The 24,087-nt window shown below is 64.2% G+C and carries 27 protein-coding genes; 17 read left to right on the top strand and 10 right to left on the bottom strand.

Annotation, left to right across the window (positions count from 1 at the left end; genetic code table 11):
- Positions 1-95: 95 nt before the first annotated feature.
- The 4 genes from RQH62_RS18615 to prfH are packed head-to-tail and all read left to right on the top strand — an operon-like array spanning position 96 to position 2,440.
- A complete protein-coding gene (locus tag RQH62_RS18615) occupies positions 96-239 on the top strand; it encodes a hypothetical protein (protein WP_311270217.1) in 144 nt (47 codons plus the stop codon).
- Positions 229-714 carry a hypothetical protein gene (locus tag RQH62_RS18610; protein WP_311270216.1) on the top strand — a complete coding sequence of 162 codons (486 nt, stop codon included), beginning with the start codon at positions 229-231 and terminating at the stop codon, positions 712-714. Before RQH62_RS18615 ends, RQH62_RS18610 begins: the two co-directional genes overlap by 11 nt.
- A gap of 14 nt (positions 715-728) precedes the next feature.
- On the top strand, positions 729-1,820 hold the full coding sequence (locus tag RQH62_RS18605) for an RNA ligase RtcB family protein (RefSeq protein ID WP_311270215.1): 1,092 nt from the start codon (positions 729-731) through the stop codon (positions 1,818-1,820).
- Positions 1,817-2,440 carry a peptide chain release factor H gene (gene prfH / locus RQH62_RS18600; RefSeq protein WP_311270214.1) on the top strand — a complete coding sequence of 208 codons (624 nt, stop codon included), beginning with the start codon at positions 1,817-1,819 and terminating at the stop codon, positions 2,438-2,440. The genes RQH62_RS18605 and prfH overlap by 4 nt, the downstream gene beginning before the upstream one ends.
- A 114-nt stretch (positions 2,441-2,554) precedes the next feature.
- On the opposite strand, the gene RQH62_RS18595 is transcribed toward prfH, so the two are convergent.
- Genes RQH62_RS18595 through RQH62_RS18585 form a run of 3 tightly spaced genes read right to left on the bottom strand, consistent with a single transcriptional unit; the run spans position 2,555 to position 5,795 of the window.
- Positions 2,555-4,003 carry an alginate export family protein gene (locus tag RQH62_RS18595; RefSeq protein WP_311270213.1) on the bottom strand — a complete coding sequence of 483 codons (1,449 nt, stop codon included), beginning with the start codon at positions 4,001-4,003 and terminating at the stop codon, positions 2,555-2,557.
- 30 nt (positions 4,004-4,033) lie between these two features.
- Positions 4,034-5,218, bottom strand: coding sequence for a benzoate/H(+) symporter BenE family transporter (locus tag RQH62_RS18590; RefSeq protein ID WP_311270212.1), 1,185 nt, complete (start codon positions 5,216-5,218; stop codon positions 4,034-4,036).
- Positions 5,219-5,228: 10 nt separating this feature from the next.
- Positions 5,229-5,795 carry an MFS transporter gene (locus tag RQH62_RS18585; protein ID WP_311270211.1) on the bottom strand — a complete coding sequence of 189 codons (567 nt, stop codon included), beginning with the start codon at positions 5,793-5,795 and terminating at the stop codon, positions 5,229-5,231.
- 24 nt (positions 5,796-5,819) lie between these two features.
- Here RQH62_RS18585 and RQH62_RS18580 point away from each other — a divergent pair, with 24 nt between their 5' ends.
- Positions 5,820-5,975: a hypothetical protein gene (locus RQH62_RS18580; RefSeq protein WP_311270210.1), complete on the top strand. Its 156-nt coding sequence runs from the start codon at positions 5,820-5,822 to the stop codon at positions 5,973-5,975.
- Here RQH62_RS18580 and RQH62_RS18575 read toward each other — a convergent pair.
- Together RQH62_RS18575 and RQH62_RS18570 are read right to left on the bottom strand one after the other, a co-directional pair.
- A complete protein-coding gene (locus tag RQH62_RS18575; RefSeq protein WP_311270209.1) occupies positions 5,943-6,518 on the bottom strand; it encodes an MFS transporter in 576 nt (191 codons plus the stop codon). The two genes, RQH62_RS18580 and RQH62_RS18575, sit on opposite strands and share 33 nt — an antisense overlap.
- Before the next feature lie 162 nt (positions 6,519-6,680).
- Entirely contained in the window at positions 6,681-7,604 is a 924-nt protein-coding gene (locus RQH62_RS18570) for a LysR family transcriptional regulator (RefSeq protein ID WP_311270208.1), read from the bottom strand.
- Between the two features lie 110 nt (positions 7,605-7,714).
- Between RQH62_RS18570 and RQH62_RS18565 the strand changes: the two genes are divergently transcribed.
- The 11 genes from RQH62_RS18565 to pcaF all read left to right on the top strand — a co-directional run bounded on the left by RQH62_RS18565 (position 7,715) and on the right by pcaF (position 16,589).
- Positions 7,715-8,872 carry a muconate/chloromuconate family cycloisomerase gene (locus RQH62_RS18565; protein ID WP_311270207.1) on the top strand — a complete coding sequence of 386 codons (1,158 nt, stop codon included), beginning with the start codon at positions 7,715-7,717 and terminating at the stop codon, positions 8,870-8,872.
- Positions 8,873-8,877: 5 nt separating this feature from the next.
- Positions 8,878-9,168: a muconolactone Delta-isomerase gene (catC, locus tag RQH62_RS18560; protein ID WP_311270206.1), complete on the top strand. Its 291-nt coding sequence runs from the start codon at positions 8,878-8,880 to the stop codon at positions 9,166-9,168.
- A 37-nt stretch (positions 9,169-9,205) separates the two neighbouring features.
- Positions 9,206-10,132 carry a dioxygenase gene (locus tag RQH62_RS18555; RefSeq protein ID WP_311270205.1) on the top strand — a complete coding sequence of 309 codons (927 nt, stop codon included), beginning with the start codon at positions 9,206-9,208 and terminating at the stop codon, positions 10,130-10,132.
- A 26-nt stretch (positions 10,133-10,158) separates the two neighbouring features.
- Positions 10,159-11,508, top strand: a complete 1,350-nt coding sequence (locus tag RQH62_RS18550; RefSeq protein WP_311270225.1) for a Rieske 2Fe-2S domain-containing protein — start codon at positions 10,159-10,161, stop codon at positions 11,506-11,508.
- Positions 11,505-12,020: a benzoate 1,2-dioxygenase small subunit gene (gene benB / locus RQH62_RS18545; RefSeq protein WP_311270204.1), complete on the top strand. Its 516-nt coding sequence runs from the start codon at positions 11,505-11,507 to the stop codon at positions 12,018-12,020. Before RQH62_RS18550 ends, benB begins: the two co-directional genes overlap by 4 nt.
- Positions 12,021-12,030: 10 nt before the next feature.
- Positions 12,031-12,816: a benzoate diol dehydrogenase BenD gene (gene benD, locus RQH62_RS18540; protein WP_311270224.1), complete on the top strand. Its 786-nt coding sequence runs from the start codon at positions 12,031-12,033 to the stop codon at positions 12,814-12,816.
- Positions 12,817-12,827: 11 nt separating this feature from the next.
- The gene (locus tag RQH62_RS18535) at positions 12,828-13,535 is read left to right on the top strand and encodes a CoA transferase subunit A (protein ID WP_311270203.1); all 708 of its coding nucleotides are present in this window, start codon (positions 12,828-12,830) and stop codon (positions 13,533-13,535) included.
- On the top strand, positions 13,535-14,182 hold the full coding sequence (locus tag RQH62_RS18530; RefSeq protein ID WP_311270202.1) for a 3-oxoacid CoA-transferase subunit B: 648 nt from the start codon (positions 13,535-13,537) through the stop codon (positions 14,180-14,182). Before RQH62_RS18535 ends, RQH62_RS18530 begins: the two co-directional genes overlap by 1 nt.
- A 108-nt stretch (positions 14,183-14,290) precedes the next feature.
- Positions 14,291-14,608: a 2Fe-2S iron-sulfur cluster-binding protein gene (locus RQH62_RS18525; protein WP_037522960.1), complete on the top strand. Its 318-nt coding sequence runs from the start codon at positions 14,291-14,293 to the stop codon at positions 14,606-14,608.
- Between the two features lie 2 nt (positions 14,609-14,610).
- On the top strand, positions 14,611-15,381 hold the full coding sequence (gene pcaD / locus RQH62_RS18520) for a 3-oxoadipate enol-lactonase (protein WP_311270201.1): 771 nt from the start codon (positions 14,611-14,613) through the stop codon (positions 15,379-15,381).
- Positions 15,382-15,386: 5 nt separating this feature from the next.
- Positions 15,387-16,589 (top strand): 3-oxoadipyl-CoA thiolase, encoded by a 1,203-nt coding sequence (pcaF, locus tag RQH62_RS18515; protein ID WP_311270200.1) that lies wholly within the window; start codon positions 15,387-15,389, stop codon positions 16,587-16,589.
- A gap of 64 nt (positions 16,590-16,653) precedes the next feature.
- On the opposite strand, the gene RQH62_RS18510 is transcribed toward pcaF, so the two are convergent.
- Entirely contained in the window at positions 16,654-17,904 is a 1,251-nt protein-coding gene (locus tag RQH62_RS18510; RefSeq protein WP_311270199.1) for an MFS transporter, read from the bottom strand.
- A 134-nt stretch (positions 17,905-18,038) separates the two neighbouring features.
- Here RQH62_RS18510 and RQH62_RS18505 point away from each other — a divergent pair, with 134 nt between their 5' ends.
- Positions 18,039-18,908, top strand: coding sequence for a helix-turn-helix transcriptional regulator (locus tag RQH62_RS18505; RefSeq protein WP_311270198.1), 870 nt, complete (start codon positions 18,039-18,041; stop codon positions 18,906-18,908).
- On the opposite strand, the gene hutU is transcribed toward RQH62_RS18505, so the two are convergent.
- The 4 genes from hutU to hutI are packed head-to-tail and all read right to left on the bottom strand — an operon-like array spanning position 18,845 to position 24,034.
- On the bottom strand, positions 18,845-20,512 hold the full coding sequence (gene hutU / locus RQH62_RS18500) for a urocanate hydratase (protein ID WP_311270197.1): 1,668 nt from the start codon (positions 20,510-20,512) through the stop codon (positions 18,845-18,847). The genes RQH62_RS18505 and hutU overlap by 64 nt on opposite strands.
- Positions 20,509-21,315, bottom strand: coding sequence for an N-formylglutamate deformylase (hutG, locus tag RQH62_RS18495; protein WP_311270196.1), 807 nt, complete (start codon positions 21,313-21,315; stop codon positions 20,509-20,511). The genes hutU and hutG overlap by 4 nt, the downstream gene beginning before the upstream one ends.
- Positions 21,312-22,841: a histidine ammonia-lyase gene (gene hutH / locus RQH62_RS18490; RefSeq protein WP_311270195.1), complete on the bottom strand. Its 1,530-nt coding sequence runs from the start codon at positions 22,839-22,841 to the stop codon at positions 21,312-21,314. Before hutH ends, hutG begins: the two co-directional genes overlap by 4 nt.
- A complete protein-coding gene (gene hutI / locus RQH62_RS18485) occupies positions 22,838-24,034 on the bottom strand; it encodes an imidazolonepropionase (RefSeq protein ID WP_311270194.1) in 1,197 nt (398 codons plus the stop codon). The genes hutH and hutI overlap by 4 nt, the downstream gene beginning before the upstream one ends.
- Positions 24,035-24,087 lie beyond the last annotated feature (53 nt).

Here is a 24,087-nt window from a genome sequence, read left to right as displayed (position 1 = left end):
GCCGGTCCTGAATGTAGAAAGGAGAATGACATGCGAGCCGCACCTGCAAGCCAGACAGACATTCTTCTTATCCAGACCATTCAGGATGATATTGCATGGGCAATTTCCCTGCAGGTGACTTCGCTCACCTGACGCACATTGCTGACCCGCACCGCGCGAGCCAGATCAATTTCAATCAATTCGACGTCGGCGTTTCCGCATTCTTTTCCAACGGGAAGGAAGCCGATCATGCGCGCTGACATGTTCAAGGTCATAGTGGAGCGACCGCGCTGGGGCGCGAGCCATGCCCGTTCCGCAAAGCTGAAGGGAAAAGCCTCTCAAGGCATCAAAAAGATCGGTCTCAAGCGCCACGCCAAGATCGCGGCGCCCTATACCAAGATGCTCAACGAGAACCTCGCCCCGCTCGTTCGTTTCCTGCGCAGCAGGCGTGGCAAGCCCTGGGACATGGTCTTCAGTGAAATCTGCGCGGGCCTCGACACCGGCAGCACCGTGAAGATGCATGTCCGGGAGCATCTGGAGGACTATGTCCTCACTCGCATCTCCATCGGCCGCCATGGCGAATGGATGTTTGAGGGAGAGGTGCTCGAACGAGAAGGGCGCTGGTTCCGACGCCGCGAGTTCTTCGTGGACCCTGAAGATGGTCTGTTGAAGGACTATGCCCTGCTTCGGCACCGGCTGCCGTCTGCCAATCGATCGCTGAAAGGAGGTGCATGATGGAGCAGTCCTGTATGACCCTCATCGCGAAAGATCCTGCTCGTCTCGATCCGATTGCTGTCGATCAACTGCGCGCAACTGCACGACTGGAAGGCATTGGGCGCGTGGTTGGCTTACCCGATCTCCATGCGGGGAACGGTATTGCAGTGGGCGCTGCTTTCTGGTCCGAAACCCACATCTATCCACATCTCGTCGGTAGCGACATTGGCTGTGGCATGGCTTTGTGGGAGACGGATCTTTCACTCCGAAAATTCCGGCTTGGGGCGGTGGAGCGAAAGCTGCATGATCTCGATACGCCTTGGCCGGGAAACCAGGAAGCGGCGCTCGTCGCAGCCGGGTTGCCAATCGACATGGGCGATCCATCGCTGGGCACCATTGGCGGCGGTAACCACTTCGTTGAATTGCAGCGGATCGAGGAGGTTGTCGATAACGAGCGCTTTGAGGCGCTGACCCTGGATCGGGATAGGCTGTGGATGATGATTCACAGTGGATCGCGAGGGATCGGTCATGCAATATTGACGGGCCATGCGGCACGGAACGGCAGCGCCGGACTGATCGCTGGGGAAGTGGATGGATGCGCCTATCTCCAACGGCATGGTCACGCCCACAATTGGGCAGTGCTCAACCGTCGGATCATCGCCCAGCGGTTTTCGGACAAGCTGGGATGCAAGGGACGCCGGATCGTCGACATCTGTCATAACAGTGTGACACCCCATCAGGGTGGCTGGCTGCATCGTAAGGGCGCCGCACCGGCCGATCGGGGCCTTGTCACAATTCCTGGTTCGCGCGGGGACTTCAGCTATCTGGTCGAGCCATTGGCTGATCATGCCGATGTCGCGCTCCATTCGCTTGCCCATGGTGCGGGGCGCAAATGGAGTCGCACGGATGCCCATGCCCGCCTGTCTCGACGCTATCGACCGACTGAACTTGAGCGAACGGATCTCGGCAGCCGCGTGATCTGCGAGGATCGGCGATTGATATTCGAGGAAGCGCCCCAGGCGTTCAAGGATATCGGCGCCGTGATCGGCGATCTGAAGGACGCTGGCCTGATCCGCGTGATCGCGCTTCTGCGGCCATTACTCAGCTACAAGACGAGGCGCTCATGAGCGAAATCATCCTGCATCTGACCTCCGGCAGCGGACCAGAGGAATGTCGCTGGGTCGTCGCCCAGCTTGCCGTGGCGTTCGCGCGGGAGGCAAAGGAGGCTGGCGTCACCTGCGAATGCGTCGAAAGCCATGATGGCCTGCCGTCTTCGCTCCTGCTTCGCATATCGGGCGAGGGAGCAGCCGCCTTTGTATCTGGGCGTGCAGGCACGATCTTGTGGAAAGGGACAAGTCCATTTCGTCCGCATCACAAACGTCGCAACTGGTTCGTGGGCGTCAGCATCGCGCCGGAGGCCGATGCGATGGTCGACTTGCGAGACGAGGACATAGACTATCAAGCGATGCGCGCCAGTGGTCCAGGCGGCCAGCATGTGAACAAGACCGACAGCGCCGTGCGCGCCACACATCGTCCCACCGGACTCGTCACCACTGCACAGGATCAACGGTCCCAGCACGCTAACCGTAAACTGGCGAAGTTGAAACTGGCGATGGTCATCGAGGCTCGGCGAACCCATACGGAAGCGCAGGGGCGACAGGCGGAATGGATCGTGCATAAGCAGTTGGAGCGGGGTAATCCGGTGCGTGTTTACGCCGGTCCGGACTTTACCTGGCGACATGGCTGATGCCTGTATGGGTGCGAGAGCGCTCTTGGAATGCCCTCATGTTGAGCGGAATCTCCTCAACGATGCCGTTCAACATGGGAAGATGATCGGCTGCCGCCGCCTGCATGGCCTCTGTCAGAAGCGGAAGGTCAGGTAGGTGGCGGCGTAATAGAGGTCGCGGCCCGGCTTGAACTTTTCCGACACGTCGCCGTAGATGGTGTAGAAGCCCAGCGTCGTGAAGGGATTGAGGGCATATTGCCCGGCGGCGGTCACGCGCTTGCCGAAAAAGCGACTGTCGCTTTCGTCACCGCGCCGCAAGACCTGACCGCCGAGCGAATAGACGCCGTCATGGATGGACGTGCGCCACAGGCCGGCCGTCGAGAAATCGAGCTTCAGCTTCGCGGTCGGCTGGATCGACAGCATCGGCTGGATGATCGTCAGGTTATGCGGGCCAAGGTCGCCATTATAGGTCAGCGGCTTGGGGAAGAGCGGTGCGTAGGTGCCGATCTTTCCGTCGTTCGGATTCCTGTCGCCCGAACCGACATCGACCCGCAGCCCGACTTTGGGTTTCCATCCGCCCTGCAACCCATGGGCGAGCGTACCGGTGACATAATAGGCGTCGATGTCGAGATCGCCGAATGCGCCCCATTGGCGGATCGCCTCCACGTCGATGCTCCAGGCGTCGCGTTTGCCGGCATAGCGCAGCGACAGGGTGCGGCGCTGGTCGCGGGCGGCGGGTTCGCTGTCAAAGGCCCGGCTGGCGCGGTCGGAGGAGACGAACAACGCTTCGGCGCGGCCGGTACGGGCGCCAGCGCCGAAGCTGCGGCCGGCATGAAAGCCGGTCAGGTCATAATCATGGTTGGTTTCGTCATCGAATGTGCCGAGCTTCTCCAGCACGGCATGGCCGGTGAGGAAGCCGCCATCCCATGGTCCTTGGGTCGCCATGACGCGCAGCAGGTCGAGCGAGCGGCGAGTATTGGCGCCTTCGCGCATGTCGAACACGGTCTGGTTGCCGATGCCGATTTCCTGCCGACCAAGGCGCGCGGTGACACGGGCCTTGCCGACCGGGACATGCGCTTCGATAAAGGCCTGGTTGAAATCGAGCCGGCCTTCCTCGATCGGAGCGACGACGGAATCGAGGCCGGTGCTGGTCGCATGTTCCAGATCGACGAAGGCGCGGAACAGCCCTTCGACCTGGAGATCGCCCCAGATGCGGCTGCGCTGCTGGAAATTGCCGTCATCATCCTGCGGGCCGCGGCCCCAGCGTTCGCCCAGCCGCAGTTCGGGGCGCAGGCGCAGTTCGCCGCCCAGCGTGGCATAGGTCTTGCCAACGATCGGCAGATATTTGAGGCGGGTCCACAGGTTCGCGTCGCGCACGTCGCGGAAGCCGGAATAATCCTCGTCATGGTTGATCGGGCGGAAGGCGGGCTTGGGCGCCTTGGGCCGCTCGCTGGTCTGCGACGGGGGCAGTTGCGCCTCGGCCGGCGCCTCCTCCTTCTGCGCGACTTCGACAGGAGCGGATGGCGGGGCCGGGGCGGCTTGCGCTGCGGAGGCGGCCAGGACGGGCGCCAGAAGATCGAACATGCATACTCTCCGGGATATGGGTTTTTCTGGTTATGCGGTGGCTTGGTCGGGCTGTTTTGCGACAAGGCTCTGGAGCAGGTGGACGGCGAGGCCGAAGATCAGGCCCCAGAAGGCGGAGCCGAGCCCGGCCAGCGTCATCCCCGATGCGCTGACAGCGAAAGTGACAAGGGCGGCGTCGCGTCCCTGCTCGGCGCGCAGCGCGGTGCTGAGCGAATTGGCGACGACCGGGAATAGGGCGAGGCCCGCCAGCGCGGCGATCAGCGTCTTGGGCAGGGTGGCGAACAGCGCCAGTACGGTGGCGGCAAAGGCGCCGAAGACGAGATAGGTGACGCCGCCTGCGATGCCGGCCATGTAGCGTCGGGCGGGATCGGGATGGGCATCGGGGCCAAGGCAGATGGCGGCGGTGAAGGCGGCGAGGTTGAGGCCATGGCAACCGAAGGGCGCGAGCGCGATCGAGGCGATGGCGCTGGTCGAGACGATCGGCCGGGCGGCGGGCTGGTCGTAACCGGCGGCGCGCAGGATGGCGATTCCGGGCAGGAACTGGCCGGTCAGTGCCACTACCGCCAACGGGACTGCGATGCTGGCGGTCGCTGCCCAGTCGAATCGCGGCGTCGTCCAGACCGGCATGGTAAGGTGCGGTGTGCCGATCGATCCTGACAGGCCGCCGCCGAGCGCGGCGATGGCGACGCCCGTTACCAGCACCGCGATCACGGCATAGCGCGGCGCCAGTACGCGGCCGGCGAAGAAAGCGGCGATCATGGCGATCAGCATCACCGGCGCGGATGGCACCGCACCAATCATATCGATAACGAAACGAAATAATATGCCGGCCAGCATGGCAGCGGTGATCGCGGCTGGCAGCCGCTGCATCAGCCGGTCGAAGGCGCCCGACAGGCTGATCAGCAGGATAGCGACATTGGCGACGATATAGGCACCGATCGCGGTCGCGAAATCACTCTGCGGCAGCATCGTCACCAGCAGCGCCGATCCCGGCGCCGACCAGGCGATGACGATCGGCACGCGCCAGCGCCAGCTGAGCGCGATACCCAACAGGCCGCTGCCGATCGAGATGGCCCAGATCCAGGAGGCGACGAGGGCGGGTTCGAGGCCCTGCGCCGCCTGGAAGATGATCACCAGCGGGCCGGCATAGGATATGGTGGTGGCGATGATCCCGGCGATGATCGCCGGGATCCAGCCCGTCTGGCTTGTAGTCATGATGGTCCGATCACGCCGCCAGGGCGTAGTTTTCCCGGTTGGCCAGCTGGCGACGGCTCAGCATGAAGACCAGGGTGGCCAGCACCGAGACGAGGCCCGGAATGGCGAAGGCGACGAAGTTGAGCGTCATCGGCAGTTGCGCCGCGAGCAGCACGCCGCCCAGCATCGGCCCGACGATGGCGCCGACCCGGCCCATGCCCGATGCCCAGCCGAGGCCGGTCGAGCGGACCGACAGATCGTAGAAATCGGCGACGCTGGCATAGAGTAATATCTGCGTGCCGGTGGTGCCGGCGCCGGCGACGAAAATCAGCAGATAGAGGATCGGCATCGGTCCGTTGAGGCCCAGCAGGCTGATGCAGATCGCGCCGAGCAGGAAATAGGCGATGACCACCTGGGGCAGGCCGAACCGGTCGGCGAGGCGTCCGCCCGCGATCGCGCCGAACATGCCGCCGAAATTGAGCGCCAGCAGGAAGGACAGGCTGGACCCCAGGCTATAGCCGGCGCTGCGCATCAACTGCGGCAGCCAGGAGCCGAGCGCATAGACCATCAGCAGGCAGCAGAAAAAGCAGAGCCACATCGACAGCGTACCGAGCGCGCGATTGTGCTGGAAAAGGGCGGCGATGCTGGTCTTGGCGGCAATACCCTGCGGCTGGAGCAGCGGGCCGTCGAGGCGCTGGCCGGGCGACAGCCGTTCAAGGATGGCGCGAGCCTGATCCTGCCGCCCCTAGCGGACGAGGAAGCCGGCCGATTCCGGTAGTCCACGCAGGACGAGGGGCAAGAGGATCAGCGGCACGGCGGCGGCAAAGAACATCGCCTGCCAGCCGAACAGCGGGAGCAGCCAGATGCCGAGGCCCGCCGCCGCCATGCCACCCACGGCATAGCCGCTGAACATCAGCGCGACGAGCGTGCTGCGCATCCGCTTGGGCGCATATTCATTGGTCAGCGCGACGGCGTTGGGCATCAGCCCGCCGCAGCCCAGCCCCGCGATGAAGCGCAGCACGCCGAACATGGTCGGCGTCGTGGCAAAGCCGTTGACGAAGGTGGCGGCGCTGAACAGCGCGAAGCAGATGGTGATGCAGGTCTTGCGCCCGATCCGATCACCCAGAGGACCGAAGAAGAGCGCGCCCGACATCATGCCGAACAAGGCCCAGCTGGCGAGTGATCCGGCCTGCGGCGCGCTTAGTCCCCATTGGTCCATCAATTGTGGAAGGACGACGCCATAAATGAAGACATCATAGCCATCGACTATGAGCAGGATGGCGCAAGCAATGATGATTTTAAGATGTAGGTTTCCGAACATGGCTTCGTCGATGTGACGATTTATATCGATACCCTGCATATCGATTCCTCTCCCTTGTTGTTGGGTATGGTTTCCCGGGAAAGTGAAGGACATGCAGGGCGCCGCCAAATACCAATTAAGTCCGATCGAAATACGCTGAAGGTATGGCGTGAGGCATGTGCCTCATAATTCTTCGGTCAGGGCGGTGGGCACCTCATAGCCCCATTGCGCATATTGGCGAGCGATGACGGACGCCATCAGCACCAGTTCGGGGGAACGGTCGCCCGGCCGGTGGCTCATGATGATGGGGGATGTCGCCGGTTCGATGAGGTCGCGAAAGGCGACATCATGGCTGCGCGCGCGATGCACCGATTCCGGCACGATCGCCATGCCTTCCTCCGCGGCGACCAGTCCGATTGCGATCTGGAGTTCGCGGGCTTCGTGAACGATGCGCGGTTCGATCGCATGGTCGCGGAACAGCGATATGACCTGATCGGCGTAACTGGGGCGGGGCGCGCGCGGATAGATGATCTGCGGCTCGTCGGCGAGATCGCGGATCGAGATCGGCCCTTTGCCATGGGCCAGCGGGTGGTCGATGGGGAAGGCGGCGACCATCTTTTCGTTGCGCAGGATGATGCGGCGGACGGCGGGATCCTCGAACCGGATGCGACCGAAGCCGACATCGATGCGCCCGTCCTTCAAAGCTGCGATCTGTTCCAGCGTGGTGCTTTCGACCATGACCAACTCGACATTGTCGGCGACCTTACGAAATTCGCGGATCAGTTCCGGCAGGCGGGCATAGATGGTCGAGGCGACGAAGCCGATCACCAGCCGCCGCCGACGACTGGTGGCGGCGGTCTTCACCATCGCTTCGACATCCTCCATGCGAGTCAGCAATTGCAGCGCCTGCGCATAGAGCAGGCGCCCGACATCGGTCAGTCGTAGCGGGCGACTGGCACGGTCGAGCAGCGGCGCGCCGACATGCGCCTCCAACTGCTGAATGGCACGGGACAGAGGCGGCTGGGCAATATGCAGCCGGTCGGCGGCGCGGTTGAAATTGCCTTCGTCCGCCACGGCTACGAAATAGCGCAAGAGGCGCAGGTCCATCACCAATCATACCTCCTGAGTATGGAGCCTTGACCGCATTGATCTTTGAAACCGGGGCGGCGGAAGCATAGCTATTCGGTGAAACGTAAGCATTTGGGAGAGTCGCCGCAATGGCTGGATTGAGCCACGCCGATACCTTCATCGTCGATGTGCCGACGATTCGCCCGCATGTGCTGGCGATGGCGACCATGCATGCCCAGTCGATGGTGATCGTCCGCCTGACCGATGCCGACGGCATCGAAGGGGTTGGCGAAGGCACTACGATCGGCGGCCTCAGCTATGGCGAGGAAAGTCCCGAAAGCATCAAGTCGGCGATCGACACCTATATCGTCCCCGTTCTGGAAAGCTGCGACCTGGCGCAGGTCGGTGCGACCATGGCCAAGGTCGCCCGCTGCGTGCGCGGCAATCATTTCGCGAAATGCGCGGTCGAAACGGCGCTGCTCGACATGGCTGGCAAGCGGCTGGGCATCCCCGTGTCCGAACTGATCGGCGGCGGCCGGGTGCGTGACAGCCTGCCCGTCGCCTGGACGCTGGCCAGCGGCGACACCGCCCGCGACATTGCCGAGGGTGAGGAAATGCTGGGCCTGCGCCGCCATCGCATCTTTAAACTGAAGATCGGCAAGCGTGCGGTGCGCGATGACGTCGCCCATGTCGGCGCCATCTGCAAGGCGCTGGGCGACCGCGCCAGCGTGCGTGTCGACGTCAACCAGAACTGGTCGGAGGCGCAGGCCAAGATCGGCATGGCCATGCTGCATGATGTCGGCTGCGACCTGGTCGAACAGCCGATCGCCGGGGACGCGATCGCCGCCATGGCGCGCCTGTCCAAGAACCAGCCGGTGCCGCTGATGGCGGACGAGGCATTGAATGGCCCACGCAGCGCGATGCGGATCGCGTCTGCTGATGCCGCCAGCGTCTTCGCGCTCAAGATCGCCCAGTCGGGCGGCCTGTTCGCAGCGGCCGATGTGGCCGCGATCGGCATGGCGGCGGGCATCGGCCTTTATGGCGGCACGATGCTGGAGGGCGGGGTCGGCACGGTCGCGTCGGCCCATGTCTTCGCCACCCTGCCGGACCTCACATGGGGCACCGAATTGTTCGGTCCACTGCTTCAGACCGAGGACATACTGCGCGAGCCGCTTGGCTATGGCGACTTTTCGCTCGGCGTGCCGACCGGGCCGGGCCTGGGCATCGCCTTTGACGAGGACAAACTCGCCTTCTTCCGGCGCGATCGCACGTCGCCGGTTCTTCACGCCGTTACCGCAGGAGCCTGAAACCCATGCTGTTCATGGTCGAAATGGACGTCAACATCCCGCTGGATTTCGATGCGGAGGAAGCTGCCCGGATTAAGGCTGCTGAGAAAGCCTATTTCCAGAAGATTCAGACCGCCGGCACCTGGCGTCATATCTGGCGCAAGGTGGGCCTCTATTCCAACGTCTCGATCTTCGATGTCGGGAGCAATGCGGCCCTGCACGACACGCTGATGGCGCTGCCGCTCTACCCCTTCATGACGATGAAGATCACGCCGCTCTGCCGCCATCCATCATCGATCCACGAGGATGATCGCTGACCGTCCGACACAGACCGCAAAGCTTAGGAGAGAAAATATGGGTACCAGCTTCGTAGAAACACCGGAAATCCAGAACCTGCTTGATCGTGTCGCAGGCGTGGATTCTGAAGGTGGTAATCCCCGGATGAAGGGGATTATTCGTGATCTCATCGCGTCGTGCATGACTGTCATCGCGCGATACGACGTCAGCGAGGATGAGGTCTGGAACGCCGTCAATTTCATTCAGGGCGCAGCGGGTGCCGGTGAACTGGGTCTGCTGATGCCAGGCGTCGGCCTTGAACATTTCATTGATCTCTATCTCGATGCCAAGGATGCCGCAGCCGGTAAGCTGGGAGGCACGCCGCGCACGATCGAAGGGCCGCTCTATGTCGAGGGTGCGCCGATCGTCGAAAGCGGCGCCTATCTGACCGACGATGCCGACAACACCGACACGCTCTACATGACCGGCCGCATCATCGGCCCGGATGGCGAAGCGGTGACCGACGGGCTGGTCCATGTCTGGCATGCGGACTCGCACGGCTTCTATTCGCATTTCGACCCGACCCACGAACAGACGCCGTTCAACAATCGCCGTCGGCTGAAGATCGCGGCGGATGGCACCTATGCCTTCTCATCGAAGATGCCCAACGGCTATTCGGTGCCGCCGGGTGGCGCATCCGACACGCTGATGAAGGCGCTCGGCCGGCACGGCAATCGTCCCGCCCATGTGCATTTCTTCATCGAGGCGCCGGGTTATCGCCGCCTGACCACGCAGATCAATTTCGGTGACGATCCGTTCGCCGCCGACGATTTCGCCTTCGGTACCCGCGAAGGGCTGTTGCCGGTGCCCAACCGTCAGGGCGACAGCGCGCATATCGCCTTCGATTTCCATTTACAGCGTGCCGACGATGAGGGCGACGAAGCCTTTTCGACCCGCAAGCGGCTGGTGGTGGATGCCGTCGAGCCGGTCAAAGAACCGGCCTGAGAGGAGAGAGGATCATGATCAGCCCCATGGCTTTCCTGCGTGACCGTGTCGAAACCGCGGTCGTGGATGATCCGGAAACCGGCATCTTCCGCTGCCGCCGCGACGTCTTCACCGACCCCGACCTGTTCGATCTGGAGATGAAATATATCTTCGAGAGCAACTGGGTCTATCTGGCCCATGAAAGTCAGGTCGAGAAGAAGAACGACTATTTCACCACCTGGATCGGCCATACGCCGGTGATCCTGACGCGGGCCAAGGATGGCGGCCTCAATTGCGTCGTCAACGCCTGTGCCCATCGCGGCGCCAAGCTGTGCCGCCGCAAGCGCGGCAACCAGCCGCTGTTCGTGTGCCCCTTCCACGGCTGGAGCTTCAAGACCGACGGCAAGCTGCTGCGCGCCAAGGATGCCAGCACCGGCGCCTATCCCGACAGTTTCGATCATGAAGGGTCGCATGATCTGACCAGGGTGAGGGTCGAAAGCTATCGCGGGTTCATCTTCGGCTCTTTGAACCATGATGTCCTGCCACTCGAAGAGCATCTGGGCGAGGCCAGGGTCATCATCGACCAGATGGTCGATCAGGCGCCCGAGGGGCTGGAAGTGCTGACCGGCAATTCCACCTACACCTTCCATGGCAACTGGAAGATGCAGATGGAAAATGGCTGCGACGGCTATCATGTCAGTTCGGTCCATGAAAATTACCAGTCGACGATGGGCCGCCGCGCGGAAGGCGGCACCAAAGCGGTCGACGCCAATGGCTGGTCGAAGGCCCCGGCGAGCGGCGTTTATGGTTTCGAGCATGGCCATATTCTGCTCTGGACGCAGGTGTTGAATCCGGAGGTCCGGCCGGTCTGGAATTACAAGGACCAGCTGGTCGAGCGGCTGGGCGAGGACAAGGCGAAGTTCATTCTGGAGCAGACCCGCAATCTGGCGCTCTATCCCAACGTGTTCCTGATGGACCAGTTCTCGACCCAGATCCGCGTCGTCCGCCCGATCGACGTACATACGACCGAAGTCACCATCTATTGCTACGCCCCCAGGGGCGAGAGCGCGGAAGACCGGGCGCATCGCATCCGCCAATATGAGGATTTCTTCAACGTCACCGGCATGGGCACGCCCGACGATCTGGAGGAATTCCGCAGCTGTCAGTCGGCCTATGAAGGCGCGGGCGAATTGTGGAACGACCTCAGCCGTGGGGCGGCCCGCTGGATATCCGGGCCAGACAGCAATGCGGCCGCCATGGGCATGAATCCGCTGCTGTCGAGCGAACGCAGCGAGGACGAAGGGCTGTTCGTGCGCCAGCATGAATTCTGGGCGCAGATCATGCTCGACGGCATGGCGCGCGAAGCCGGTGCGCCGATGATGGAGGCCGCGGAATGACACTGGTTCTCGACACGGAGCGCGCGGCGCTCTCCTATCAGGATATCTGCGCCTTCCTCTATCGCGAGGCGCGGCTGCTCGATGATCGCGAACTGGACGCATGGCTGGAATGCTATGCGGAACAATGCGAATATTGGATGCCTGCCTGGACCGACGACGATGCGCTGACCACCGATCCCCACAGCGAGATTTCGCTCATCTATTATGGCAACCGCAAGGGGCTGGAGGATCGCGTCTATCGCTTGAAGACCGAACGGTCGTCGGCGAGCACGCCGGAGGCGCGCACCTCGCACTTCCTGGCGAATATCGAGGTGATCGAGATGCGGAGCGATGCGATCGACCTGCGCTACAACTGGCACACGATGAGCCATCGCTACCAGAAGACGCAGCAGTTTTTCGGAACCAGCTTTGTCACGCTGGACGTCAGCGGCGCGGCGCCGAAGATCCTGAAGAAGAAGATCGTCCTCAAGGACGACTATATTCATCAGGTCATCGACGTCTATCATGTCTGAGGGGCTGGCGATGATCTTCCAGGGACGCTTTGCCGGCAAGGTGATGGTCGTGACCGGCGCGGCGCAGGGCATCGGTGCCGGTGTCGCCGCCCGTGCCGCGGCCGAGGGCGCCAGCCTTGTGTTGGTCGACCGGGCGGACTTCGTGACCGATGTCGAACAGGCGATCGTTGCGGCGGGCGGCAAGGCGATTTCGGTCACCTGTGACCTTGAAACCTATGACGGTGCGGCGCAGGCGATGGCGGCAGCGATCGCTGCGTTCGGCCGCGTCGACATCCTTATCAACAATGTCGGCGGCGCGATCCGCATGCGGCCCTATGCCCAGTTCGAGCCGGACCAGATCGACGCGGAAATCCGCCGGTCGTTGATGCCGACGCTCTATTGCTGTCATGCCGTTCTCCCCGCGATGCTGGAGCAGGGCGCGGGGACGATCGTCAACCTGTCGTCCAACGCCACGCGCGGCATCCGCCGCGTGCCCTATTCGGCGGCGAAGGGCGGGATCAATGGCCTCACGCAAGCGCTGGCGATGGAATATGCGCAAAGCGGCATTCGTGTCGTCGCGGCCGCGCCCGGTGGCACCAGCGCGCCGCCGCGCCGCGTGCCGCGCAATGCCGAGGGAGACAGCGCGCAGGAACAGGCCTGGATGGCCGAGGCGGTGGAACAGGTGACGTCGTCGGCCTTCATGAAGCGCTACGGCACGCTGGACGAGCAGATCGCCCCCATCCTTTTCCTCGCTTCCGACGAGGCCAGCTATGTGACCGGATCGGTCTTGCCCGTTGCGGGCGGCGATATCGGCTGAAGGAGCCAGACATGCAGAAAATCTACGATAGCCCAGCGCAGGCCCTTGATGGCCTGTTGTTCGACGGGATGACGATCATGTCGGGCGGCTTCGGCCTGTCCGGCAATCCCGAAAGCCTGATCCCCGAAATCCGGGCGAGCGGCGTGAAGGATCTGACCGTCATTTCCAACAATGCCGGCGCCGACGGTTTTGGCCTGTGGATGCTGCTGGAAAGCCGGCAGATCGGCAAGATGATCTCCTCCTATGTGGGTGAGAACAAGCTGTTTGAAAGCCAGTATCTTTCCGGGGAACTGGAGCTGGAACTGACGCCGCAGGGGACGTTGGCCGAGCGTATCCGCGCCGGCGGCGCCGGCATCCCCGCCTTCTATACCAAGACCGGCGTGGGCACGGTGGTTGCCGATGGCAAGCCGGTCGAGACGTTCGAGGGCGAGGACTATGTCCGCGAAACCTGGCTGCGCGCCGACCTGTCGATCATCAAGGCGTGGCGGGCGGACCCGGCCGGCAACCTGATGTTCCGCAAGACCGCGCGCAACTTCAACCCGAACATGGCGACCGCCGGCAAGGTGACGGTGGTGGAGGTCGAGGAAATCGTGCCGGAGGGCAGCTTCGACCCTGACAATATCCACACGCCCGGCATCTATGTCGACCGCATCGTCCTCTCCACCATCAACGAGAAGCGGATCGAGAAGCTGACCGTCCGCGAAAGGGAGACTGCATAATGGGCTGGACCCGCGACCAGATGGCGGCGCGCGTGGCAAAAGAATTGCGCGACGGCTATTATGTGAACCTTGGCATTGGCATCCCGACGCTGGTGGCGAACCACGTACCAGACGGCGTCAATGTCACGCTGCAATCCGAAAACGGCATGCTGGGAATCGGTCCCTTCCCCTATGCGGGCGAAGCGGACCCGGACCTGATCAACGCCGGCAAGCAGACGATCACCGCGCTGCCGACCAGCAGTTTCTTCTCGTCGGCGGACAGTTTTGCGATGATCCGGGGCGGCCATATCGACATGGCGGTGCTGGGCGCGATGGAGGTAGCCGCCAATGGCGACCTCGCCAACTGGACCATCCCCGGCAAGATGGTGAAGGGCATGGGCGGCGCGATGGACCTGGTCGCGGGCGTCAAGCGCGTGGTGGTGGTGATGGACCATGTGTCGAAAAATGGCAGCCTCAAGATCCTCGATGCTTGCACCCTGCCGCTTACCGGCAAGGCGGTGGTCGACCTCATCATCACCGACCTCGCCGTGATCGCGGTCGATCGGGCGAAGGGCGGCCTCACCTTGGTGGAACTGGCCCCCGGCGTCACCGAAGCCGAAGTCGTCGAGAAGACCGGTGCACCGCTGGCGATCCTCGAAACCGCCTAAAGCATTTTCGAAGCAGGTAGCCTCACCTGCTGACTCGGAAAATTCGGAAAACAAAACGATAAACAGAACATGATCCGGTCGGAGCATGTTGTGAGACAGGAATTTACCGTGCCGAATCTGATCGTCGTCAACCGTGCGGGGGACGAAACCAATATCGATGCCCGTGAAGGCGTGTCCGTGATGGAAGCCATTCGCGACAATGGCTTTGACGAACTGCTGGCGCTGTGCGGCGGCTGCTGTTCCTGCGCCACCTGCCATGTCTTCGTGGATGAGGCATGGACCGGCGCGGTCGGCGCGGCCAGCGGCGACGAGGATGACCTGCTCGATTCCTCCGACCATCGCGGCGATCGGTCGCGCCTGTCCTGCCAGATCATGATGACGGCCGCGCTTGACGGGCTGCGCGTCGCCATCGCGCCGGAGGATTGAGCATGGCCTTCATCCAGCGCGCTGGCGCCACTCTCTACTGGAAGCGTGACGGGCGGGATGACGCGCCCGCGCTGGTGCTGCTGAACAGCATCGGCACCGACATGGATTTGTGGGACGGCGTACTGCCCCATTTGCGCGACCGCTTCGCCTTGCTGCGGATCGATGCGCGCGGTCATGGCGCATCAAATGCCGAGCCAGGCGACTACACGCTCGCCATGCTGGCGGACGACGTGCTGGCGGTGGCCGATGTGGCTGGGTTCGATCGCTTCTCGATCGCCGGCGTCTCGCTGGGCGGCATGATCGGCATGGAACTGGCGCTGCGGGCGCCGGGCCTGATCGAGAAGCTGCTACCCATTTGCACCTCTGCGACGATGGACAGTGACTCCTGGAACGACCGCATCGCCAGGGTGCGCGACAAAGGCATGGCAGCCATTGCGGATCTCGCCATGGGGCGTTTCCTCTCCGACGCCGTTGAACCAGCTATTTATGAAGCGGTGCGCCGCCAATTGCTGACGATGGATGCGCAAGGCTATGCCGGCTGCGGCGCGGCGATCCGCGACATGGATCTGGCTGACCGGATCGGCGGTATCGCCTGTCCGACTTTGCTCATCAGCGGCACCCGAGATACCTCGACCCCCTTTGAGGGGCATGGCGAGCATCTGATCGCTCGCATCCCCGGCGCGTCGCATGTGGCGCTGGCGGCCGCGCATCTCGCCCCGCTCGAAGCGCCTGAAGCGCTGGCGGGCGCGATCACCTCTTTCCTGGAAAGCTGAGACATATGGCACAGGCCTTCATCTGCGATGCCGTCCGCACCCCGATCGGCAAGCTCAACGGATCGCTGGCGACCATCCGCACCGACGATCTGGCGGCGCTGCCGCTCAAGGCACTGATGGCGCGCAATGAACGGGCCGACTGGTCGGCACTGGACGATGTGATCCTGGGCTGCGCCAACCAGGCGGGCGAGGATAATCGCAACGTCGCCCGCATGGCGGTGCTTCTGGCGGGCATGGGCGAGGCCGTGCCGGGCGTGACTGTCAATCGCCTCTGCTCCTCGGGCCTCAATGCGCTGGGCATGGCGGCGCAGGCGATCCGCAGCGGCGACGCCGATTTCCTGATCGCCGGCGGCGCCGAGAGCATGACCCGCGCGCCCTATGTGCTGGGCAAGGCCGGCAGCGCCTTTGGCCGCGACCAAAGAATAGAGGATACGACGCTCGGCTGGCGCTTCATCAACCCGGCGATGAAGGCTGCCTATGGCGTCGACAGCATGCCCCAGACCGGCGAGAATGTCGCGGAACGATGGGGCGTCAGCCGTGAAGAGCAGGATCGCTTCGCGCTCGCCAGCCAGGAGAAGGCGGCGTGCGCACAGGCGAGCGGGCGTTTTGCCGCCGAGATCGTGCCCGTCGCGATCCCGCAGAAGAAGGGTGATCCGCTGCTGTTCGAGGCGGACGAGCATTTGCGTGCCACCAGTCTGGAGGCGCTGGCGAAGCTGAAGCCGGTGGTGAAGGCTGACGGAACCGTGACGGCGGGCAATGCGTCGGGGCTCAACGACGGTGCGGCCGCGATGCTGGTTGCGTCGGAAGCGGCGGCGAAGGCGCATGGGCTGACGCCGCGTGCTCGGGTGATCGGCATGGCTGCGGCCGGAATTGCGCCCCGCATCATGGGCGCCGGCCCGATCGAGGCGGCGCGCAAGCTGCTGGCACGCAACGGCATGAGTGTCGATCAGTTGGATGTGATCGAACTCAATGAAGCCTTTGCCAGCCAGGCGATCGCGACGCTGCACGATCTGGCCGTCGATCCGTTCGACCCGCGCGTCAATCCCAATGGCGGCGCTATCGCGCTCGGTCATCCGCTCGGCATGTCGGGCGCGCGGATCGCACTCTCGGCGGTCGAGGAATTGCATCGGACCGGTGGGCGCCATGCGCTGGCCTTCATGTGCATCGGCGTCGGGCAGGGGCTGGCCGTGCTGCTGGAGCGGGTCTGACAGCCCGGCACGAAAGCGCAGGAAGGAAGGCGGTTCCTTCCTGCGCTTTCGTGCCGGAACTACATCATTCCGCTCTGGTCGTGCCGGGCAGCAGGGCCGTCGCGAAACCGAGCAGCGGAAGATAGGCGGTGATGCCGAAGACCCAGATGATGCCATGGGTGTCAGCCAGTTCGCCCATGCCGGCGGCGCCGATGCCGCTGATCCCGAACATCAGGCCGAACATCAGGCCGGACACCAGCCCGACCCGACCCGGCACCAGTTCCTGGGCGTAAACGACCAGGGCCGCGAAGGCGGAGGACAGGACGAGGCCGATGATGATCGCCAGCACGGCGGTCCAGAACAGGGTCGCATGAGGCATCAGCAGGGCAAACGGCGCCACGCCCAGGAAGGATACCCAGATCACCGCCTTGCGGCCAATGCGATCGCCGACCGGCCCTCCGAAGAAGGTACCGGCCGCCACCGATCCCAGGAAGCAGAACAGATAGAATTGTGATTCCCGTGCGGTCAGGGCGAACCGTTCCATCAGGTAGAAGGTGAAATAGTTGGAGATCGACCCGATATAGATGAACTTGGCGAACATCAGCACAGCGATCACGACGAGTGCACGGATGATCGTGCCCCGGCTATGCTGAACCTGCTGCGCGGTCCCGCTTTTGGTGGCCTGCGCATGGGCATGGGTCAGGCGCCAGCGGGTGACGAAGAAGAGCGTCCAGATCGCGGCCAGCGCGGCGATGGCCAGCCAGCCGAACGCTGCCTGCCCGAACGGTAGAATGATCGCGGACGCGACCAGCGGGCCGATGGCTGATCCGCTGTTGCCGCCCACCTGGAAGCAGGATTGCGCGGTACCGAACCGTCCACCCGATGCCATGCGCGCGACGCGGGAGGCTTCGGGATGGAAGGTTGCTGATCCCACGCCGATCACGGCGGAGGCCATCAGCAATGCTGGATAGCTGTCGGCCATGGCGATGCCGGTGATGCCGAGCAGCGTCGTGATCATCCCCAGCGGCAGCAGATAGGGCAGAGGCCGCTTGTCGGTATAGAGGCCGATACAGGGTTGCAGCAGCGATGCGGTAATCTGGTAAACCATCGCCAGCATGCCGATCTGGCCGAAGGTCAGATGATATTTATCCTTCAGCATGGGATAGATGGCCGGCAATGTCGCCTGGATCAGATCGTTGAGCAGATGCGCAGCCGCCACGGCGCCGACGATCCGGGCGACGAATCTGGGTGCCCGGCCGGCCAGCAGCGATGGACCGGATGATGGCAGGGAGGCGGGCGGATCGGTGGCCGGGATGGTGGCGCTATGGGCATTCATGGTGAAGGGCTCATTTCTTGTCGTCGGGCGCGGCACGATCGGGCGCACAGGCTGTCGGCCGCAAGATGCCATTAGCAACATGACGCAACGCCCGCTTCGCTGTATGAGCCATTTGTTTGTGAAAGTGGGCCAACATGGGAATTGATTTTGCGGACCAGCATGAAGGCGTGGCGCGGCCGGTGCTGGCGATCGGCGACGCCTATCCATCGTCCTTCGAACTGGCCGAGCACCAGCATCGCCGCAGCCAGTTCCTCTATGCGGCCAGTGGCGTCATGGCGGTCAGCACGCCGGAGGGGGCATGGGTTGCTCCGCCGGAACGCGCGGTCTGGATACCGGGCGGCATGCCCCACGCCGTGCGCATGGTCGGCGCGGTACAGACGCGTAGTGTCCTGATCGAGGCGGACGCATGCCCCAATCGTGGGACGTCCTGTCAGGTGGTGGGCGTGTCGGCATTGTTGCGCCAGTTGCTGACGGTCGCGGCCGACCTGCCGATCGAATATGACGAGGATGGCCGCGATGGCCTGATCATGAAACTGCTGCTGGCGGAGGTGGATCGCGCGCCGCTGATCCGGCTGGCCGTGCCCTTTCCCCGGCACTCGGCGTTGGCGCAGCGATGTCAGGCGTTTCTTTCCCGGCCGGACGCGACCGCGACGATCGACCAATGGTCCGATGCGCTGGCGATGAACCGGCGCAATTTCACCCGTATCTTCCGGCGGGAAACTGGCATGAGTTTTGCCGAATGGCGCCAGCAGGCCTGCCTGTCGGTGGCCCTGCCCAAATTGGCGGCGGGTGAGTCCGTGACCATGGTGGCGCTGGACCTGGGCTATGACGGGCCGGGCAATTTCTCCACCATGTTCAAGCGCGTGCTGGGCGTGCCGCCAAGCCATTATCGATCGCAGGAACGGGGATTGACTGTCCCGGCCCATAGGCCGTTATGGGATCAACCCGTGATGCCCGGCAGGTCGAGCCCCTTTTCCTCTGCGCAGGCGCGCGCAATCGGATAGCCGGCGTCTGCGTGGCGCATGACTCCGGTGGCCGGGTCGTTCCACAGGACGCGCTCCAGCCGCTTCGCCGCTTCCGGGGTGCCATCCGCTACGATCACCATGCCGCTATGCTGGCTATAGCCCATGCCGACGCCGCCGCCATGGTGCAGCGATACCCAGGTCGCGCCGCTGGCGGTGTTGAGCAGGGCGTTGAGCAGGGGCCAGTCGCTGACCGCGTCGCTGCCGTCCATCATCGCTTCGGTTTCGCGATTGGGGGACGCGACCGAGCCTGAGTCCAGATGATCGCGGCCGATGACGACGGGGGCTTTCAGTTCGCCCTTGGCCACCATCTCGTTGAAGGCGAGGCCGAGCCGATGGCGATCGCCGAGGCCAACCCAGCAGATGCGCGCGGGCAGGCCCTGAAAGTGAATCTTCTCCCGCGCCATATCGAGCCAGTTGTGGAGATGCGCGTTGTCGGGGAGCAATTCCTTCACCTTGGCATCGGTCTTGTAGATGTCCTCCGGGTCGCCCGACAGTGCCGCCCAGCGGAACGGGCCGATGCCGCGACAGAAGAGCGGGCGGATGTAAGCGGGGACGAAACCGGGGAAGTCGAAGGCGTTGTCGACCCCTTCATCCTTCGCCATTTGCCGGATATTATTGCCATAATCGGTGGTGGCAACGCCCGCCGCCTGAAAATCCAGCATGGCGCGGACATGGGCGGCCATGCTCGCCTTGGCGGCTTTCGCCACGGCTTGCGGATCGCGCTCGCGCCGTTCGGTCCATTCCGCGACGGTCCAGCCGATCGGCAGATAGCCGTTGACGGGATCATGCGCGCTGGTCTGGTCGGTGAGCAGGTCCGGGCGGATGCCGCGCGCGAACATTTCGGGGAGGATTTCGGCGGCATTGCCGAGCAGGCCGACCGAGACGGGTTTCCTCTCCGCGCAGCTTTGATCGATGATCGCCATTGCTTCCTCGATGGTGGAGGCCGCGATGTCGAGATAGCCGGTGCGCAGGCGCATCTCGATCCGGCTGGGCTGGCATTCGATCGCGAGGCAGGAGGCGCCGGCCATCACCGCGGCGAGCGGCTGCGCGCCGCCCATGCCGCCAAGCCCGGCGGTCAGCAGCCATTTGCCGCTCAGGCTGCCGCCATGATGCTGGCGGCCCATTTCCACGAAGGTTTCGTAGGTGCCCTGCACGATGCCCTGGGTGCCGATATAGATCCAAGAACCGGCGGTCATCTGACCATACATGGCGAGGCCGCGCTTATCCAATTCGTTGAAATGGTCCCAGTTCGCCCAATGGGGGACAAGGTTGGAGTTGGCGATCAGGACGCGGGGCGCGTCCGCATGGGTGCGGAACACGCCGACCGGCTTGCCGGACTGGACCAGCAGGGTTTCGTCGGCCTCCAGCCGCTTTAATGTCTCGACTATGCGGTCATAGCTTTCCCAGTCGCGCGCCGCGCGGCCGATGCCGCCATAGACGACCAGTTCCTCCGGCCGTTCCGCCACATCGGGATGGAGATTGTTCATCAGCATCCGCAGCGGCGCTTCGGTCAGCCAGCTTTTGGCGCTGAGATCGGTCCCGGTGGCGGGGCGGATGATGCGGCTATTGTCGATGCGGGTCATGGGCGGCCTTTCGCAAAGTCGATGCAGGCGGCGATGATCTGCCGCAGGGTGGGAAGAATCACGGGATCGGGGTCGATCGGGGCGGGCCAGTTGGCGGGCGTGGGCTCGCCCGGTTCGGTCAGATAGCCACGCATGGCGAGTTCCATCTGGATCGCCTGGACGCCCTGTTCGGGTCGGCCATAATGGCGCGTGGTCCAGCCGCCCCGGAAGCGGCCATTGACGACATGGCTGTGGCCGCTGGCGGCGCAGAGGGCGGCGACGGCACTTTCCAGCGCGGTGTCGCAGGTCGCGCCGCCGTCGGTGCCGATGTTGAATTGCGGCAGTTCATCATCGAACAGGCGCGGTACATGGCTGCGGATCGAATGGGCGTCATAGAGGACGATATGCGGGTGTAGCGCGCGCAGCCGGGCGATCTCGGCTTCAAGCGCATCATGATAGGGCGTGAACCAGCGGTCGCGGCGGCGGGCGATTTCGGCTTCGTCAGGGGGCGCCGCTGCATAGAGCGGATCGCCGTCGAACGTCGTGGTCGGACAAAGCGCTGTCGTCGCCTGCCCCGGATAGAGCGATGCGCCGGACGGATCGCGGTTGAGATCGATGACGCTGCGGCTGATCGTCGTGCGGATCAGCGTCGCGCCCCTATCGGCGGCGAAGGCGTAGAGCCGGTCCACCCACCAGTCCGCGTCGCGCCGGGCGAGCCAGGGCGATCGGAACTGCGCCGCCACATCGGCCAGGTCGCTGCCGACATGAGGGAAGGCGAGGATCAGCGGCGCGTTGCCGCGCTCTATAGATAACCAGTCGATCATGCGATGCCCGGCAGATGATCGGCGGCGAGGTCGGCCAGCGCGCCGGAGCGGATCAGGGCGTTCGCGGCCTCCATGTCCGGGTGGAAATGGCGGTCGTCGGTCAGGTGCGGCACGATGGCGCGCAGCCGGGCGCGGGCGGCCTCCAGCACGGTCGATGAGGCGAGCGGGGCGTGGAAATCGACGCCCTGCGCGGCGGCGAGATATTCGATGCCGATCACGGCAGTGGCGTTTTCGGCCATGTCCAGCAGCCGGCGTGCGCCATGGGCGGCCATCGACACATGATCTTCCTGATTGGCGGAGGTGGGGATGCTGTCGACGCTGGCGGGATAGGCGCGCTGCTTATTCTCGCTGACCAAGGCGGCCGCCGTAACCTGCGGGATCATGAAGCCTGAATTGAGGCCCGGTCGAGGCGTGAGGAACGCCGGCAGGCCCGACAGTGCCGGATCGACCAGCATGGCGATGCGCCGTTCGGCGATGGAGCCGATCTCACATATCGCCATGGCGATCATGTCGGCGGCGAAGGCGACCGGCTCGGCATGGAAATTGCCGCCGGACAGCGCCTCGTCCGTTTCAGGGAAGATCAAGGGATTGTCGGAGACGCCGTTCGCCTCGATCGCCAGCGTGGTTGCGGCCTGGCGGAGAATGTCGAGCGCGGCGCCCATCACCTGCGGCTGGCAGCGCAGGCAATAGGGGTCCTGCACCCGCGTGTCATTGTTGAGGTGGCTGGCGCGGATCGGGCTGCCGGCCATCAGCGCGCGCAGCGCATCGGCCACGGCGATCTGCCCCTGATGACGGCGCAGCGCATGGATGCGCGGGTCGAAGGGGGTGTCCGAACCCTTCGCCGCCTCGGTCGAAAGCGCGCCGGTGACGAGGGCGGAGCGGAAGAGGTTTTCCGCCTCGAACAGGCCGGCCAGCGCATTGGCGGTGGAGAATTGCGTACCGTTGAGCAGCGCCAGCCCTTCCTTGGGACCGAGCGTCAAGGGGGCGAGGCCCGCGCGGGCGAGTGCCTGGGTGGCGGGCAGCCGTTCGTCGCCGACCAAGATTTCGCCGACGCCGATCATGGTGGCGGCCATGTGCGACAGCGGAGCCAGGTCGCCGCTGGCGCCGACCGATCCCTGCGCCGGGACGATCGGGGTCAGGCCGTGCGCCAGCATCGCTTCCAGCAGAGCGATGGTCTGTGGCCGGACGCCCGACGCGCCCTGCGCCAGACTGGCGAGCTTCAGCGCCATCATCAGCCGAACGACCGGGACGGGTGAGGGCGCGCCGGTGCCGGCGGCGTGGCTCAGCACGATATTGCGCTGGAGCGTGGCGAGGTCTTCATCGCCGATACGGACGCTGGCGAGCTTCCCGAAGCCGGTGTTGATGCCATAGACGGGTTCATGCCGGGCGAGGATGCGTTCGACCGCAGCGGCGCTTTCCGCGATGCGCGGGGCGCTGGCCGGGTCGAGCCGGACCGCCGAACCGCGGTAGATGGCGCGCCAGTCGGCCAGCGGCACCGCGCCGGGAACGAGCAGGATAGACGTCATGAACCACTCCAGATGCGGGCATGGAGCGGATTGAACCCCATGCGATAAACCAGTTCGGCGGGCCGATCGATGTCCCAGATGGCGAGGTCGCACCGCTTGCCCGGCTCCAGCGTGCCGCGATCGCGCAGCCCCAGCGCGCGCGCGGCGTTGCGGGTCACGCCTGCCAGGCATTCGGCGATGGTCAGGCGGAACAACGTCGCGCCCATGTTCATGACCAGCAGCAGGGAGGTGAGCGGCGATGTGCCCGGATTGCAGTCTGTGGCCAGCGCGATCGGGACGCCGGCGCGACGCAGGCCCTCGATCGGTGGCAGTCGGGTTTCGCGGACGAAATAATAGGCACCGGGCAGCAGCGTGGCGATCGTCCCGCTCGTCGCCATCGCCGCGATGCCGTCCTGATCCAGATATTCCAGATGATCGGCGGACAGGGCGCCATGCCGGGCGGCCAGCGCCGCGCCATGCAGGTTGGACAATTGTTCCGCATGCAACTTCACCGGCAGGCCGTGGCGCGCCGCAGCCGCGAACATCCGTTCCGTCTGTGCCGGTGTGAAGCCGATCCCTTCGCAAAAAGCATCGACCGCATCGGTCAGCCCCAGCGTCGCGACCTGTGGCAGCAGATCGTTGCATAGCATGGCGATGTAGCCGTCGGCATCGTCGGCATATTCTGGCGGAAGGGCATGCGCGCCGAGGAAGGTGGTGGTGATCCCGACCCGCCTTTCGCGACACAGACGGCGCGCCGCGCGCAGCATGCGGATTTCGCTCTCCGCGCAGAGGCCATAGCCCGACTTGACCTCGACCGTGGTGACGCCTTCGGCGATCAGGGCATCCAGTCGGGGTAGGGCGTGGGCGACCAGCGCGTCCTCGCTCGCGGCGCGGGTGGCGCGCATGGTCGACAGGATGCCGCCGCCGGTGCGGGCGATCTCTTCATAGCTGGCACCCGCCAGCCGCATCTCGAATTCCTGCGCGCGGTCGGCGCCATGGATCAGATGGGTGTGGCAATCGATCAGGCCCGGCGTAATCCAGCGGCCGCCGCAATCGACCACATCCGCCGCGTCCCATGCCGGAGCGATGCTGGCCGGGCCGGCATAGAGGATGATGCCGTCGCTGGATGCGATCAGGCCATCCTCGACCAGTCCCATATCGTCGTTGGTCATGGTCGCCAGACGCGCATGTCTCCAGACCCTGTCGCATCGCATGAGATGATGTCCTCTGTCTCGCCGCCGATGGGAATTGCAGCAAATCGCTTTTA

Origin of the sequence: Sphingobium sp. WCS2017Hpa-17, assembly GCF_031843765.1 — a bacterium.
Taxonomy (GTDB): domain Bacteria; phylum Pseudomonadota; class Alphaproteobacteria; order Sphingomonadales; family Sphingomonadaceae; genus Sphingobium.
This window is presented reverse-complemented; position numbering and strand designations above follow the sequence as displayed.